The organism is Streptomyces sp. NPDC007983, assembly GCF_042958345.1.
Taxonomy (GTDB): Bacteria; Actinomycetota; Actinomycetes; order Streptomycetales; family Streptomycetaceae; genus Streptomyces.
On sequence record NZ_JBIBJI010000011.1, the window covers coordinates 204314 to 219526 of the forward strand.

A 15213-nucleotide genomic window follows, 5' to 3' on the forward strand; every position below is an offset into this window, starting at 1 on the left:
CCCGTCATGCACGATGAACGCCGTCGTATCGAGGAGCGCGTCGAGCGCGTCCTGACCCAGCGCATACAGCCGGCCGTCCACGCCGCGTCCGTGCCCCTCACCATCGAGGCGTGGCAGGTGCCGGACGAGCCGGTGCCGTTCGCGGAGGCCGCGGCCGCCCCGTACGAGCCGTTCGCCCTCGGCACCCCGTGGGGGCCGCCGTGGGGCACCACCTGGTTCCGGGTCCGGGGCGAGGTGCCGGCGACGTGGGCGGGGCGGCGGGTCGAGGCCGTCTTCGACCTGGGCTTCGTCGGCGACTGGCCGGGCAACCAGGCCGAGGCGCTGGTCCACACCCTGGACGGCAGCCCGCTGAAGGCCGTCAACCCGCAGAACCAGTACGTGGCCGTGGCGAATCCGGCCGAGGGTGGCGAACAGATCGCGTATCTCATCGAGGCCGCCTCCAACCCCGACATCCTCGCGAACGACTTCGCCGCCCCGACCCCGCTGGGCGACAAGCTCACCGCGGGCCGCGCCCCGCTGTACACCTTCGCCCGCGCCGATCTCGCGGTGCTGGACGAGAACGTGTGGCATCTCGCCCTGGACCTCGCAGTGCTGCGCGAACTGATGCTGGAGCTGGACGAGCACCAGCCGCGCCGCCACGAGATCGCGCACGCCATCGACCGGGCGCTGGGGCGGCTCGACCTGGAGAACGTGTCCGGCACCGCCGGCGCCGTACGCGACGCGCTGCGCGGTGTGCTGGAGCGCCCCGCGCACGCCTCCGCCCACACCATGTCGGCCGTCGGCCACGCCCACATCGACTCCGCGTGGCTGTGGCCGATCCGCGAGACCAAGCGCAAGACCTCGCGCACCTTCTCCAACGTCACGGCGCTGGCCGCCGAGTACCCCGAGTTCATCTTCGCCTGCTCGCAGGCGCAGCAGTACGCGTGGGTCAAGGAGGGCTATCCGCAGGTCTGGGAGCGGATCCACCAGGCGGTACGGGCCGGGCAGTGGGCGCCGGTCGGCGGCATGTGGGTCGAGGCGGACGGCAACCTGCCCGGCGGCGAGGCCATGGCCCGCCAGCTCGTGCACGGCAAGCGCTTCTTCCTGGACGAGTTCGGCATCGAGACCAAGGGGGTGTGGCTGCCGGACTCCTTCGGCTACAACGCCTGCTTCCCGCAGCTGGCGCGGCTCGCCGGGAACGAGTGGTTCCTGACCCAGAAGCTCTCCTGGAACCAGACCAACAAGCTGCCCCACCACACCTTCTGGTGGGAAGGGCTCGACGGGTCCCGGATCTTCACCCACTTCCCGCCGGTGGACACCTACAACGCCGAGTTCTCCGGCCAGGAGATGGCGCACGCGGTCCGCAACTACGCCGACAAGGGGCGCGGTACGCGCTCGCTGGCCCCCTTCGGACACGGCGACGGGGGCGGCGGCCCCACCCGCGAGATGCTGGAGCGGGCGCGCCGGCTGGCCGATCTGGAGGGCTCGGCGAAGGTCGTCATCGAGCACCCGGACGACTTCTTCGCCGCCGCGCGCACCGAGTACCAGGACGCCCCCGTGTGGTCCGGGGAGCTGTATCTGGAGCTGCACCGCGCCACGTACACCTCCCAGGCCCGCACCAAGCAGGGAAACCGGCGCAGCGAGCATCTGCTGCGCGAGGCGGAGCTGTGGGCGACGGCGGCCGCGCTGCGCGCTCCCGGCTACGCGTATCCGTACGAGCGTCTCGACCATCTGTGGAAGACGGTGCTGCTGCACCAGTTCCACGACATCCTGCCGGGCTCGTCCATCGCCTGGGTGCACCGGGAGGCGGAGGCGGAGTACGCGCGGGTCGCGGCGGAGCTGACGGAGGTCATCTCCTCGGCCCTGGAGGCGCTGGCCACGCCGGGCGGCGGAGAAGACCCCGCCCGGCCGCATGTGTACAACACCAGCCCCCGTCCGCGCGCCGAGGTCATCGCCGTGCCCGCGGGCCTCGCCGACGGGCAGCCGCTGTCCGACGGCCGGGTCGCCGTCCACGCCGAGGCCCCGGCGTCCGGCAGCGCCCCGCTCGCCACCGGCGCGGACCCGGCGAGTGAGCCGAAGGGGCGCGCGATCGGCCACGTGGTCGTCGGCGACCGGGTGCTCGACAACGGCCTCATCCGTCTCGAACTGGCCGAGAACGGCACCCTCGCCTCCTTGCGCGATCTCACCGCGGACCGCGAGGTCTTCGCCCCGGGCGCCCCCGGCAATCTGCTGCGGCTCCACACCGACCTCCCCAACTGCTGGGACGCCTGGGACGTCGACAAGCACTACCAGCAGCGCTACGCCGACCTGCTCGACGCCGAGTCGGTCACCGTCACCGAAAAGGGCCCGCTGCTCGGTGCGCTGCGCGTCGAGCGCGCCTTCGGCAAGGGCTCGCGGATCGTCCAGACGATCACGGTCCGGGCGGGCAGCCGCCGTATCGACATCGACACCGACATCGACTGGCACGAGAGCGAGAAGCTCCTCAAGGCGGCGTTCCCCGTGGACGTCCACGCCGACCGCTCCACCGCCGAGATCCAGTTCGGCCACGTCCACCGCCCGACGCACACCAACACCAGCTGGGAGGCGGCCCGGTTCGAGGTGTACGGCCACCGGTGGGTGCATGTGGGCGAGCCCGGCTACGGGGTCGCGGTGATCAACGACGCGACGTACGGGCACGACGTGTCCCGCACCACCCGCGAGGACGGCGGCACGACGACCACGGTGCGGCTCAGCCTGGTGCGCGCCCCGCGCGTCCCCGACCCCGAGGCGGACCAGGGCCGGCACTGCTTCACCTACGCCCTGCTCCCGGGCGCCACCGTCCAGGACGCGATCGCGGAGGGGTACGCGCTCAACCTCCCGCTGCGGGTGGCCGAGGCCCGGACCGCGCCCGCCCCGCTGGTCACCACGGACGGCCCGGCCGCCGCCGTCGAGGCGGTCAAGGTGGCGGACGACCGCTCCGGCGATGTCGTCGTGCGGCTCTACGAATCGCTCGGCGGCCGCACCCGCACCACCCTCCGTCCGGGCTTCGCGCACACCGGGGCCACGGTCGTGGACCTCCTGGAACGGCCGGTCGACGACGCCCAGCCGGTCACCGGGCACGAGGACGGCAGCGTCACCGTGACCTTGCGGCCCTTCCAGATCCTCACCCTCCGGTTCACGAGGAGCCGACCCGCATGACCATGCAGCCATGGTTCCCGGACGCCAAGTTCGGCATCTTCATCCACTGGGGCATCTACGCCGTCGACGGTGTGCAGGAGTCGTGGTCCTTCTTCGAGGGCGACGTCCCGCACGACCAGTACATGGCGCAGCTCGGCCGGTTCACCGCCGCGGCTTACGACCCCACCGCGTGGGCGCGGCTGTTCGCCCGCGCGGGGGCCCGTTACGCGGTGCTCACCAGCCGCCACCACGACGGCGTCGCCCTGTGGGACACCGCCCAGGGCGAGCTGAACGTCGCAACGCACACCCCGGCCGGGCGCGATCTGGTCGCCCCGTACGTGGACGCGCTGCGCGCGGAGGGGCTGAAGGTCGGGCTGTACTACGCGCACAACGACTGGAACCACCCCGACTACGCCACCACCCGCTACACGGGCAGGCCCCCGGAGCAGGAGGACAATCCATACGCCGAGGTCCCCGAGGAAGAGGAGGACCTGGCGGCCTGGGCCCGCTACCTCGCCTACCGCGACGCCCAGGTGCACGAGTTGACCACCCGCTTCCGCCCCGATCTGCTCTGGTTCGACGGGGAGTGGGAGCGCACCGAGGAGCAGTGGCGGATCCGGGAGCTGGCCGCGCTGATCCGCGCGGAGGTGCCGGACTGCGTACTGAACGCGCGCATGCTCAGCGAGGGCGACTACGCGACACCGGAACAGGGCGTGCCGATCGAGCCACCAGCCGGGCCCTGGGAGCTGTGCCTGACTTTCAACGACTCCTGGGGTTTCCAGCACCACGACCACAACTACAAGTCGACCGGACAGCTGATCCGCTACTTCACCGAGACCATCGGCGCCGGTGGCAATCTGCTGCTGTCGGTCGGCCCGAGGGAGGACGGCACGATCCCGGCCGAGCAGGTCGAGCGGCTGGAGGGCATGGGCGACTGGATCGCCCGCCACGCGGAGGCCGTGTACGGCACCGTGCGCGGCCTGCCCGCCGGGCACCACTACGGCCCCAGCACCCTCGGCTCCGACCGCCGCACCCTCTATCTGACCGTCTTCGACATCCCGCGCGGCCCCATCGGCGTGCGGGGCCTGCGCACCCCGGTCCGCCGGGTGCGGGTGCTGGGCACCGGCACCCCGCTGGACCACCGGGTCATCGGAGGCCTCCACGAGGTGCCGGGTGTGCTGTGGATCGACCCGCCCGCGGCCGCCGACCTGGACGACCACGCGACCGTGCTCGCCGTGGAGCTGGACGGCGAGCTGGAGCTGTACCGGGGGTCCGGGCGCAGCTGAATGCCGGAAAGGGTCAGGGCCGCACCTGGATCAGCGCATGGGTGCCACTGGTACGCCAGTGGCGCTCCCGCGCGTCCAGCGCGGCCTCGGTGTCCGTGTCGAGGCCGGTGATGACGTCCGACTTCAGGGTGCGCAGGGCGGCCACCGGCCCGGGGAAGTACGCGGTGCGGTCGGCGAAGGGCGTGGTCGGGGACCACATCCGGTCGCCGACCAGGCGGCGGTAGTTCAGATCGCCCTTCAGCACGGTCAGGGTGGCGTCCGCGAACTCCCGCCGCAGATCGTCCGGCATGTCGGCATACGGCAGCGGTGCGCAGAAGAAGTCGTGCGCCCGGACGGTGAGCCGCCCGTCGGCCATGGCCGCCCACAGCCGCCCTCCGGCCTCGCCCGCGGCGCCCTCGGCGCGCGTCAGACGGCGCAGACAGTCGACGACGTCGGAGGTGGTGGCGTCGGAGACGTAGTACGGATACGGCTTCACCTGCAGGACGACCCGCTCGGCGCGCCGGTGGCGGAGCAGATGGTCGATGAGGACGAGGTCGGGGAGGAGCTCGCGGCCCGCGTTGTCGGCGACCAGGCACAGCGTGGCCGGGGCCCCGGCGGGCAGCAGCCGCCACAGAACGTCCGAGTCGTCGGCCACCAGCGGTGCCCCCGCGGACGACGCGGCTCCGCCGGAGGAGATACGGAAGCCGAGGTCGGCGCGGTTGCCCCAGAGCGAGCCGTGCAGCAGCGCGTCCCCGGCCTCGTCGGCGGGCCGGTCCAGGAGGTGGTCGAGAGCGGTCAGCTCGCGGGCGGCCTCGGGGGTGTCCAGCTCGGCCTGTTTGAAGGGCCGGAACGGGTCGATGCCCTGCCAGGGGCCGGGGGCGAAGTAGCCGACGGCCCCGAGGAGGCGGCGGTAGAAGTAGCTCTCGATCCAGAGGAAGGGCACCTCGAACCACGAGCGGCCGAAGTACTCCCGCCCCCAGGCTTGCCATCGGTCGTGGTCGTGCGCGCCCGGGTCGAGCGGGGCGATGACGCCCTCGGCGTGGTCGTGGCGCAGGGCGTCGAGCGCCCGGTGCTGTTCGGGGCCGTACGGGAAGGCGTCCCGTACCTTCTCGATGAGCGCCGGATGCCGCTCGGCCAGCACACTCCGGGCGAACGATCCGGGCTCGTCGCCGAGGATCACGGGCGCGTCGGCGGGTTCGGACATGGCAGCCAGGGTTTCACACCGCGCCGGGGGACGGTTACCAGTGCGCGGGGCGCGTGAGGGCGGACGGCAGCCGGGTGGCGGCGTCGCCCCGGGCGGCGTTCAGCTGGGCCTGGGTGAGGAAGATGGCACCGGTCAGATCGGCACCGCTCAGATCGGCGTCGCGGAGGTCGGCCCCGATGAGGTCGGCGGCGCTCAGGTCGGCGCCGGTGAGGTCGGCCGCGATGAGGAGAGCCCCGCGGAGGCCGGCGCCGCGCAGATCGGCGCCCCGGAGGCGGGCCCCGATGAGATCGGCTCCCCGGTGGTTCTTCCGCCTGCCCCGGCCCTTGGGCCGGACCCCGGCCCGGGCCAGTTCGCTCGTCCGCAGCAGCAGGGCGTTGACCTCGTCCCGGTGGGCGGCCACGTCCAGCGCGAGGAGTTCTTCCGCGCTGCCCTCGGTCAGCCGCTCGGTGGTACGGAGCGCCCGGCGCAGCTCGTCGTGGAGGGCGCGGGCCGGGGGGAGGGTGAGGGCCTCGGTGAGGTACCAGAGGAGTTCGTGGAGCTGCCGCATCACGGGGAAGACGGCGAACATGCGGGACGCGGTGCCCGGGTGCGTCCGCCAGTCGCGGCCCTCGAAGGTGCTCCGGGAGACCTTCTGACCGGCGCCGAAGCAGTCGAAGACGGTGCAGCCCGCGAAGCCCTTCTCGCGCAGCCGGGAGTGGATGCCGCAGCGGAAGTCGGTCTCCAGGTTGCGGCAGGGCTGCCCGGCCGCCTTGTCGACGGCGAAGTCGGCCGAGGCCGCGAAGGGCAGGGCGACGCAGCACAGCCCGGAACAGCTGCCGCAGTCGGCCCGCAGATCGGGGCGGACCGCATCGGATATGGGGGCCTCGGCTCCGGATGACACCGTGTGTTCTCCCAGGGGACGGGCACCGCCCTGGTCCCGGCGGTGCTCTTGCGAACTCCCATGGTCCCAGGCCCGCGGCGGTCCCGTCAGCCGGGGACGATCAGATCGATGCCGTACCCGGCGACCGCCAGGCAGGCGGCGATGCACACCACCGCGACGGCCAAGGCCGGCTTCTCCCGGCCCCGGCGGCCCCGGTGCGCGGACCCGCCGAGGCGGGGCTCGCCCGCGGCGCGGGCCCAGGCGGCGATGCCCAGCGAGAACATCACGACCACCACGATGGTGATCCCCAGGCTGACTCCGAAGACCCCTCCGAGGATGCCCCACTCCACGTCCATCGCGCCCACCTCCTCACGCCAGGCCGGTTACGGGGTCAGGCCACCGGGCGGACGGTCTCCTCCCGGCGCTCGGCGGCGGGCAGCTCGTTGACGTTGCCGGAGGTGACCGGTCGGCGGCGGGAGAGCGCGTAGAAGCCCGCGGCGGCCACCACCGCGACGCTCGCCACCAGGGCCACGCCCGCGTCGCCCCGGTCGGCGACCCAGGCCGCGACGCCTCCCACGGCCGCCGCCGCGGGCAGGGTGAGCAGCCAGGACACCGCGATCCGCCCGGCGATCCCCCAGCGCACCTGGGCCAGCTTGCGGCCGAGACCGGCGCCCAGGATGCTGCCGGTGCAGACCTGGGTGGTGGACAGCGCGAAGCCCATGTGGGACGAGGCCAGGATGACCGCGGTGGCGCTCGTCTCGGCCGCGAACCCCTGCGGGGTCTGGATGTCGGTCAGCCCGCGGCCCATGGTCCGGATGATCCGCCACCCCCCGGCGTACGTCCCCAGGGAGATCGCCAGGCCCGCGGTCAGCACCACCCACCACGGCGGTCCGGTGCCATGGCCGAGCACCCCGGCGGAGATGAGGGAGAGGGTGATGACGCCCATCGTCTTCTGCGCGTCATTGGTGCCGTGGGCCAGGGCCACCAGGGAGGCCGAGCCGACCTGGCCCGCGCGGAACCCCTTACGGACGGCCCCGCTCGCCACGCGGCGGGTGATCATGTAGGCCAGATACGTGGCGAACGTGGCCACCACGCAGGCCACCAGCGGGGAGGCGACCGCCGGGATCACGATCTTCTCCAGGATCTCGGCGAACCGCACCGCCGATCCCCCGGCGCCCACCCACACCGCCCCGATCAGCCCGCCGAAGAGGGCGTGCGACGAGCTGGAGGGCAGCCCGACGAACCAGGTGATGAGATTCCACAGAATCGCCCCCACCAGCCCCGCGAAGATCATCGCCAGCGAGACCCGGGCATCGTCCACGATGCCGTTGGAGATCGTCTTGGCCACTTCGGTGGACAGAAACGCACCGGCCAGGTTCAGCACTCCGGCGACGGTGACGGCGATCCGCGGGGACAGCGCCCCGGTGGCGATGGAGGTGGCCATGGAGTTGGCCGTGTCGTGGAAGCCATTGGTGAAGTCGAAGGCCAGCGCCGTGATGATCACTACGATGAGCAGGAAGGAGACGGACCCCATCCGGACCTCCCGCGCCGGGGTTCCGCGCGACGCCGCACCGAACCGTCCGCGAATTCGCTGCCTTTCCCCACGCTATGCGCGAGTTCACCCGCCCGCCATCGCACGCCCCTGCCATGCCGGGCGGCGCTGCGCGCCCGAGGGCCGTGGGCGCTCAGTGGCGGATCAAGGACGGGCGGGTCAGGGACGGGCGGGTGTTCAGCGACTCCACCTCGCTTCCGGTGGCGCGACGATAGGTGTCGGTGACCCGGGCCAGTTCCCGCGGGCCGCGCCCGCCGTCCCGGTGCATGGCCCGGTTCGCCCGTACGACGGCCGCCGTCGCGTCGCGGCGGGCGGCCTCGTAGCGGGCCAGCCCGGCCCGTACCCCGCCCGGCGCGGAGAGCTCGTACGCCAGGACCCGGGCGTCGACGATGGCCTGGGAGGCGCCGTTGGCACCCACCGGGTACATCGGATGCGCGGCGTCGCCGAGCAGGGTGACGCGGCCGCTCCCCCAGGACGGCAGCGGGTCCCGGTCGGCCATCGGGTACTCCAGGATCTCCCCGCTGCCGGCCAGCAGGGCGGGTACGTCGAGCCAGCCGAGCGCCCAGTGCGCGTAGTGCGGCAGCACATCGGCCGCCCGCCCGGGGCGGTTCCAGCCCGCGTCCCCGGTGAGCGGGCCCGGTTCGGCCACCCTCACCTGGCACACCCAGTTGATCCGGTCGCGGCCGATCGGGTACGCGACCAGCTCGGCCTCCCCGTCGCGCACGATGGCCATGGAGCGGCCGGTGAGGAACGGCGCGGCCTTTGTCGTGCCGCGCCACATCCGGATGCCCGACCACAGCAGCGGCCCCTCGTCCGGATGGAGTTCGGCGCGCACCGCCGAGTGCAGCCCGTCGGCGCCGATCAGCGCGTCGGCCTGGTGTTCCGCGACCGTGCCGGTGGCCCGGTCGAGCACCCGCGCGCGGACGCCGTCCGCCTCCCCGGGGCCGTGTGCGAAGCCCGTCACGCGGGCTCCGGTGCGGACCGCGCCGGGGCCCAGCCGCTCCCTGACCGCCGCGAGGAGCAGCAGTTGCAGCTCCCCGCGGTGGATCGAGTACTGCGGCCAGCGGTAGCCCTGGGCCACACCGCGCGGCTCGCTGAAGATCCGGCGGCCGTGGTGGTCGGCATACACGTTCTCGGCGGTGGCCACGCCGAGGCCGGCGAGGCCGTCGCCGAGGCCGAGTTCGGTCAGCTCCCGTACGGCGTGGGGCAGCAGGTTGATGCCGACGCCGAGCGGGCGGATCTCCCGGGCGCTCTCGACGACGGTGGCCTCGATCCCCGCGGCGTGCAGGCTGAGCGCGGCGGTCAGCCCGCCGATGCCCGCACCGGCGATGAGGACGCTCATGACGCGGGGCGGGCCGCGGGGCGGACCTCGGGGCGGTCGATGACGCGCAGCCAGGTGCCGTCGGGCTCGCGGCGGACCACCTGCACCCGGCCGCCGGTGTTGTCGGAGGACGGGGTCGAGGTCAGGGCGAGGTCGCCGTAGCGAACGGTGGGCAGCGGCTCCTCCGGCCGGAAGGGCTCGGTCGTGTGGTCGAGCAGGGCCTGGCACACCGCGCGGATGGCCTCCCGGCCGACGGTCACGGATCCCGGCGGGTACGCGAGTACCGCGTCGGGTGCGTACAGCTCGGCCATGCCCTCGGCATCGTTCGCGTTGGCGCGCTCGACGAACAGCCGGGTCAGGTCCTCGGGGGTGGTGGCGCGTTCGCGGGTCGTCCCGGTCATGTCGGATCCTCCTGTGTCCGGTCTTCCGTGCTCTGTCTTCCTGCCTCCACTCTCCGGCCGCCCGGTCCAGAAGTCCAAGAGATGGTGAGTCTGGCCGCTAGAATGAACGCTTATGGAATTGCGTCAGCTCGCCTACTTCGTCGCGGTGGCCGAGGAGCGGAACTTCACCCGGGCCGCGGAGCGGGAGCATGTGGCCCAGCCCGGGGTGAGCGCCCAGATCCGGCGGCTGGAGCGGGAACTGGGCCAGGAACTGCTGGACCGCTCGGGCCGCTCGGTGCGGCTGACCGAGGCGGGCGAGGCCGTCCTGCCGTACGCGCGGGCGGCGCTCGCCGCGGTGGAGGGTGCGCGGCAGGCCGTGGACGAACTGACCGGGCTGCTCCGGGGGCAGGTGGCAGTGGGGACGGTGACCTCGCACACCGCCGACCTGCCGGACCTGCTGGCGGAGTTCCACGACGCGCATCCGGCGGTGGAGATCACCTTGTCCGAGGCCAACTCGGACCAGCTCCTCGAGGGCTTGCGCACGGGGCGGCTCGACGCCGCGATCGTCAGCGTCGGCAGGGAGACGCCGCCCGGGATCGAGATGCAGGTGCTCACCGACCAGCCGATCGTCGCTGCGGTCGGTCACGACCATGAGCTGGCCGTCCACTCCGCCATCTCGCTGGACACCCTGCGCGGGCGGCCCCTGATCAGCCTGCCGCCCGGTACGGGGCTGCGCACCCGGCTCGACGAGGCGTGCGCGGCCGCCGGATTCGCGCCGCACATCGCCTTCGAGGCGAGCGATCCGGAGGTGCTCGCCCAGCTCGCCGAGCGCGGACTGGGCGCGGCGATCCTGCCCGGTTCGTTCGCCGAGGCGCGGGCGGACCGGCTGCGGACGGTACGGATCACCCGGCCGGCGATGCGCGGGCGGCTGGTGTTCGCCTGGCGGGCGGGCGGCCCGAGCGGGCCCGCCGGGCGCGCTCTGGTCGCGCGCGCCTGCCCCGCCCTGATGGAGCGCGCCCGCCGCATGGTGGGCGACCCGGCCGCGCCCCCGTAGGCGGGGCCGGGTCACACCGTGGGGGCGTCGTCCGGCCTGGAGACGGTGTCGGCGCCCGGCGGGATCGCGATCTGCCGGGCCGTCTCCGAGAGTGAGACGGGCCATTGACAGCGGTCAGCGGCGGATCCCAGAATTGACGCCATGATCAGGAACCGGTTCGACACGACGGGACCCCTTCGCGCCCCGGATCGGACCGGCTGTGAGCGCTCGGGCCTCTAGCCGGCCTTCCCCGGCCCTCGCGACAACCGTCCCGTGCCGCCAGGCCCGCGCCTGGTCCGCCACCTGATCCTCCGGATCGCTCCCGGACTCGACCGGACCCAACCGGGCACCACGGACGACACCGAGCGCACGTCCGCGACATCCGCACCGCATCCCGACGGGTCTCCCCGTGCGCGGCGCGAGGGCATCTCTGCCATCCGTCCCAGCGGCCTTGCCCTGCCGCCGCGTCACGCATGAGGAGAACACCATGACCGTCATCGACACCCCGCCGAACCCGCCGGTGCTGCGCGACGCGCGCATTCCCCCGGGCGGTCTGTACGAGGGGCCGCGTACGCTGCGCCGGCTGCCCGAGGGATGGCGGGAGCGCCCGTACGAGCGCTTCGAGCTGGTGCCCCAGGGGCGCACCATCGGGGCCGAGATCCGCGGGGCCGACCTCTCCAGGCCGCTGGACGCGGGGCTGCGCGAGGAGCTGAACCGCGCACTGCTGGAGTGGAAGGTGCTCTTCTTCCGCGGCGCGCACCTCACCTCCGCCCAGCAGCGCGACCTCGCCCGCAACTGGGGGGAGCTGGAGACCAATCCCCTGCTCGCCGCCGGATCGAGCGAGGACGTGGCCCGCTTCGACAAGAGCGAGGGCGCCACCCCCACCTTCGAGAACGTGTGGCACGCCGATGTCACGTTCCGGGAGCGGCCCGCGCTCGGCGCCGTGCTCCAGCTGCGCGAGGTCCCGCCCGTCGGCGGGGACACCATGTGGGCGGACATGGCCGCCGCGTACGACAACCTGCCCCGGGAGGTGCGGGACCGTATCGACCGCGCCACGGCCGTGCACGACTTCATCCCCGGCTTCTCCCGCTTCTACGGCCCGGAGCGGCTGGCTCCGTTCCAGGACGTGTTCCCGCCCGTCGAGCACCCGGTGGTGCGCACCCACCCGGAGACCGGGCGGCGGATGCTCTTCGTGAACACCTCCTTCACCACCCGGATCACCGGCATGGACCGGGAGGAGAGCGACCGGCTGCTGGCGTATCTGTGCCGTCAGGCGCAGGTCCCGGAGTACCAGGTGCGCTTCCGGTGGCAGCCCGGCGACGTGGCGTTCTGGGACAACCGCGCCACCCAGCACTACGCGGTGAACGACTACGCGCCGCACCCGCGGGTGGCCGAGCGCGTGGCCATCGAGGGCGACCGACCGTTCTGACCCGGTCCGGTCCGGGCCGTTCCGGTCGGCGGGGCCCAACGGCCCGTGTGCCCCGCCGACCGGGAATGATGCCCCGCTGCTCGGGACTGATCAGGATGCGGGGATATCGGCGCGGCCATGGCCAAAGCTGAGGTATACCGTTACCGGGGCAACGAGTTGACGGTCTTCACGGCCGATGAGACAGAGGCCGGGCTGTGGCAGGGGGCCTCGGAGGTTACGGGTGCGATACCGGGTCCTTGGGGCGCTCGAGCTGTGGGACGGGGACGGCTGGACGTCCCTCGGCCCGGCGAAGTGGCGGATGCTGCTCGCGGTGCTGCTGTGCCACGCCAACCGGACCGTCCCGGCCGAACGGCTCCTGGACGAGCTGTGGGGCGAGGGCCAGGCGCCGCAGAGCGCGGCCAAGCTGCTGCAGACGTATGTCTCCCGGCTGCGGCAGAGCCTGGGCGACGCGTCCGGCGGCGCCCTGATCACCGACAAGCAGGGCTACAAGGCGCACGGCTACCGGCTGGCGGTGGAGGCGGCCGACTTCGACGCGCACCGGTTCGAGCAGCTGGTCGAGGAGGGGCGGCGCGGTCTCGACCGGGAGGCCGAGCACCCCGAGGACGCCGCCGAGCGGCTGCGCGAGGCGCTGGTGCTGTGGCGGGGCACGCCGTTCGCTGACGTGCCCGCGACCCCGTCCGTGGAGGCGGAGACCACCCGGCTCGGCGAACTCCGGCTGCAGGCCGTGGACGCCCGTATCGACGCCGATCTGCGCTGTGGCCGGCACGCCGATGTCCTGGGCGAGCTGGAGGCGCTGACCGCCGAGCATCCGTACCGCGAGCGGCTGCGCGGCCGGTTGATGCTGGCCCTCTACCGCTCCGGGCGGCAGGCCGACGCCCTGGCCGCCTACCGCGATCTGCACCGGCTGCTGGCCGAGGACCTCGGGGTCGAGCCGATCCCGCCGCTGCAGCGGCTCCAGCAGCGGATCCTCACCGCCGACGCCTCCCTGCTGGCGCCGCCGGCCCCCCGCAAGGAGGAGCGGCCCGCCACTCCGGCGCCGCGCGCGGCCGCCCGGGGCCCTCGCCAACTGCCGCCCGCCAGCCAGGCTTTCACCGGCCGCCACGGCGAGGTGGCGGTGATCCGGGCCCTCCTGGACCAACGCGATCAAAGCGATCTGGGTGCGGAGAGCGAAGGGGACGGCGACAGCGGCGGGGCCGGGCGCCCCGTGGTGATCGCGGCCATCGACGGCACCGGCGGCGTGGGCAAGTCCACGCTGGCCATCCACGCCGCGCATCAGCTCGCCGACCGGTTCCCGGACGGCCAGCTCTACGTCGATCTGCACGGCACCACCGCCGGGCTCTCGGCCCTCGAACCGGCCGAGGTGCTCGGGCGGTTCCTGCGCGCCCTGGGCGTGGACGGGTCGAGCGTGCCGGGCGACACCGACGAGGCGTCGGCCCAGTTCCGCTCGCTGGTGGCGGGGCGGCGGATGCTGGTCATCCTCGACAACGCCGCCTGCGTGGACCAGGTCCGTCCGCTGCTGCCCGCCGGGCCCGACTGCGCCGCGCTGGTCACCAGCCGGGAGATGCTGACCACCCTGGAGGGCGCCACCCATCTGCATCTGGACGTCCTCCCGCACGACCAGGCCGTGGCGCTGCTGGAACGGATCGTCGGGGTGGAGCGGGTGCGGGCCGAGCGCGAGGAGGCCGAGGCCATCACCCGGCTGTGCGGCCGTCTGCCGCTGGCGCTGCGGATCGCGGGCGCCCGGCTGGCCGCCCGCCCCGCCTGGCCGCTGCGCACCCTGGTGTCCAAGCTGGCCGACGCCCGCGGCCGGCTGGACGAGCTGCGCTTCGGTGACCTGGCCGTACGCACCAGCTTCGAGGTGAGCTACGACGCGTTCCGGCTCGGCGGGCGCTCCGACGACGCGGACGCGGTACGGGCCTTCCGGCTGCTCAGCACGGTGCCCGGGCAGGACGTGAGCCTGCCGGTGGCGGCCGCGCTGCTGGACCATCCCGCCGACCGCACCGAGAACGCGCTGGAGCGGCTGGTCGACGCGCAGCTGCTGGAGAGCCCGGACTCCGTCCGGTACCACATGCACGATCTGCTCCGGCTGTTCGCCTCGGAGCGGGCCGAGCGGGAGGAGCCGGAGGCCGAGCCCGCAGCGGCGCTGGAGCGGGCGATGTCGGCTTACGTGGCCACCACCCAGCGGGCGGTCACCCTGCTCGACCCGCACCGGCCCTGGCCCCGCCATCCGGTCGAGGGCGCCGTGGTCCCGCTGCGGGACCGCAACGAGGCGGAGGCGTGGCTGAAAGCCGAGTCGGGCAATCTGCTGGCCGCCGTCGCGCACGCCGTCACCCAGTCCGACGCGCTCGCCCGGCTCGGGATCCAGCTGGCCCAGGCCCTGCAGTGGTTCCTGTATCCACGGGCGCACGCCCAGGATCTGCAGACGGTCAACGAGCTGGCGATCGGGGCCGCCCGGCGGCTGGGCGACCTGGAGAGTCTGGCGTGGGCGCTTGACCACCTCGCGGGCGCGCACTGGCTGCGGCACAGTTACGAGGAGATGCGGACCACCCTGGGGTCGGCGCTGGAGATCTGGCGCGCCATCGGCCATCAGCGGGGCGAGCAGCGGTCGCTGTGCAACCTGGCGGACGCGCTGACCGAACTGGGCCGGTTCGAGGAGGCCATCGAGGTGCAGCGGCGTCAGCTCGCCCTGGCCCGGGACACCGGGGACCTGGCGGCCGAGGTGATCGGCCTGGGCAACCTCGGCCGCGCCCACCGCGGTCTCGGCCGCCCCGAGGACGCCCTGACGTACTTCAAGGAGAGCCTGGAGAAGGCCCGGCGGACCGGCGACGTCCACCATCAGGGCTTCGCGATGTACGAGATCGGCATCACGTACATGGAGCAGGGGAAGTTCCCCGAGGGCCGGGCGCACCTGGACGAGGCGCTGCCGGTGTGGCAGCGGCCGGGTATGTACGAGAGCTGGCGCGGGCACACCTGGAGCGGGCTCTTCCCCGCCTGTATGACGCTGCAGATCGGCCCCGGCCCGCACTGAGGCGGGG

Annotated in this window: 11 protein-coding genes; 5 read left to right on the forward strand and 6 right to left on the reverse strand. The window is 73.5% G+C overall.

Features of this window, described 5'->3' with window-relative positions; genetic code table 11:
* Positions 1–6: 6 nt before the first annotated feature.
* Positions 7–3156, forward strand: coding sequence for a glycoside hydrolase family 38 C-terminal domain-containing protein (locus ACFZCY_RS30020; protein ID WP_391180066.1), 3150 nt, complete (start codon positions 7–9; stop codon positions 3154–3156).
* Positions 3153–4421 (forward strand): alpha-L-fucosidase, encoded by a 1269-nt coding sequence (locus ACFZCY_RS30025; protein WP_391180068.1) that lies wholly within the window; start codon positions 3153–3155, stop codon positions 4419–4421. The genes ACFZCY_RS30020 and ACFZCY_RS30025 overlap by 4 nt, the downstream gene beginning before the upstream one ends.
* 13 nt (positions 4422–4434) lie before the next feature.
* On the opposite strand, the gene ACFZCY_RS30030 is transcribed toward ACFZCY_RS30025, so the two are convergent.
* The 6 genes from ACFZCY_RS30030 to ACFZCY_RS30055 all read right to left on the reverse strand — a co-directional run bounded on the left by ACFZCY_RS30030 (position 4435) and on the right by ACFZCY_RS30055 (position 9737).
* Positions 4435–5604, reverse strand: coding sequence for an ARMT1-like domain-containing protein (locus tag ACFZCY_RS30030; protein ID WP_391180072.1), 1170 nt, complete (start codon positions 5602–5604; stop codon positions 4435–4437).
* A gap of 34 nt (positions 5605–5638) precedes the next feature.
* Complete coding sequence (locus ACFZCY_RS30035; protein WP_391180074.1) at positions 5639–6484, reverse strand: pentapeptide repeat-containing protein; 846 nt, start codon at positions 6482–6484, stop codon at positions 5639–5641.
* A gap of 86 nt (positions 6485–6570) precedes the next feature.
* Entirely contained in the window at positions 6571–6819 is a 249-nt protein-coding gene (locus ACFZCY_RS30040; protein ID WP_391180077.1) for a hypothetical protein, read from the reverse strand.
* A gap of 35 nt (positions 6820–6854) precedes the next feature.
* Entirely contained in the window at positions 6855–7997 is a 1143-nt protein-coding gene (locus tag ACFZCY_RS30045; protein ID WP_391180080.1) for an inorganic phosphate transporter, read from the reverse strand.
* 151 nt (positions 7998–8148) lie between these two features.
* Positions 8149–9357: an FAD-dependent monooxygenase gene (locus tag ACFZCY_RS30050; protein WP_391180083.1), complete on the reverse strand. Its 1209-nt coding sequence runs from the start codon at positions 9355–9357 to the stop codon at positions 8149–8151.
* Entirely contained in the window at positions 9354–9737 is a 384-nt protein-coding gene (locus ACFZCY_RS30055) for an SgcJ/EcaC family oxidoreductase (protein ID WP_391180086.1), read from the reverse strand. Before ACFZCY_RS30055 ends, ACFZCY_RS30050 begins: the two co-directional genes overlap by 4 nt.
* A 112-nt stretch (positions 9738–9849) precedes the next feature.
* Between ACFZCY_RS30055 and ACFZCY_RS30060 the strand changes: the two genes are divergently transcribed.
* The 3 genes from ACFZCY_RS30060 to ACFZCY_RS30070 all read left to right on the forward strand — a co-directional run bounded on the left by ACFZCY_RS30060 (position 9850) and on the right by ACFZCY_RS30070 (position 15206).
* Positions 9850–10770 (forward strand): LysR substrate-binding domain-containing protein, encoded by a 921-nt coding sequence (locus ACFZCY_RS30060; protein ID WP_391180089.1) that lies wholly within the window; start codon positions 9850–9852, stop codon positions 10768–10770.
* A 466-nt stretch (positions 10771–11236) separates the two neighbouring features.
* Complete coding sequence (locus tag ACFZCY_RS30065) at positions 11237–12178, forward strand: TauD/TfdA family dioxygenase (protein WP_391180092.1); 942 nt, start codon at positions 11237–11239, stop codon at positions 12176–12178.
* A gap of 220 nt (positions 12179–12398) precedes the next feature.
* Positions 12399–15206, forward strand: coding sequence for a BTAD domain-containing putative transcriptional regulator (locus ACFZCY_RS30070; RefSeq protein WP_391180096.1), 2808 nt, complete (start codon positions 12399–12401; stop codon positions 15204–15206).
* Positions 15207–15213: the final 7 nt, after the last annotated feature.

Coding starts and splice junctions, on each gene's coding strand:
- ACFZCY_RS30020 (WP_391180066.1), top strand. CDS start 7: ATGCACGATGAACGCCGTCGTATCGAGGAGCGCGTCGAGCGCGTCCTG.
- ACFZCY_RS30025 (WP_391180068.1), top strand. CDS start 3,153: ATGACCATGCAGCCATGGTTCCCGGACGCCAAGTTCGGCATCTTCATC.
- ACFZCY_RS30030 (WP_391180072.1), bottom strand. CDS start 5,604: ATGTCCGAACCCGCCGACGCGCCCGTGATCCTCGGCGACGAGCCCGGA.
- ACFZCY_RS30040 (WP_391180077.1), bottom strand. CDS start 6,819: ATGGACGTGGAGTGGGGCATCCTCGGAGGGGTCTTCGGAGTCAGCCTG.
- ACFZCY_RS30045 (WP_391180080.1), bottom strand. CDS start 7,997: ATGGGGTCCGTCTCCTTCCTGCTCATCGTAGTGATCATCACGGCGCTG.
- ACFZCY_RS30050 (WP_391180083.1), bottom strand. CDS start 9,357: ATGAGCGTCCTCATCGCCGGTGCGGGCATCGGCGGGCTGACCGCCGCG.
- ACFZCY_RS30055 (WP_391180086.1), bottom strand. CDS start 9,737: ATGACCGGGACGACCCGCGAACGCGCCACCACCCCCGAGGACCTGACC.
- ACFZCY_RS30060 (WP_391180089.1), top strand. CDS start 9,850: ATGGAATTGCGTCAGCTCGCCTACTTCGTCGCGGTGGCCGAGGAGCGG.
- ACFZCY_RS30065 (WP_391180092.1), top strand. CDS start 11,237: ATGACCGTCATCGACACCCCGCCGAACCCGCCGGTGCTGCGCGACGCG.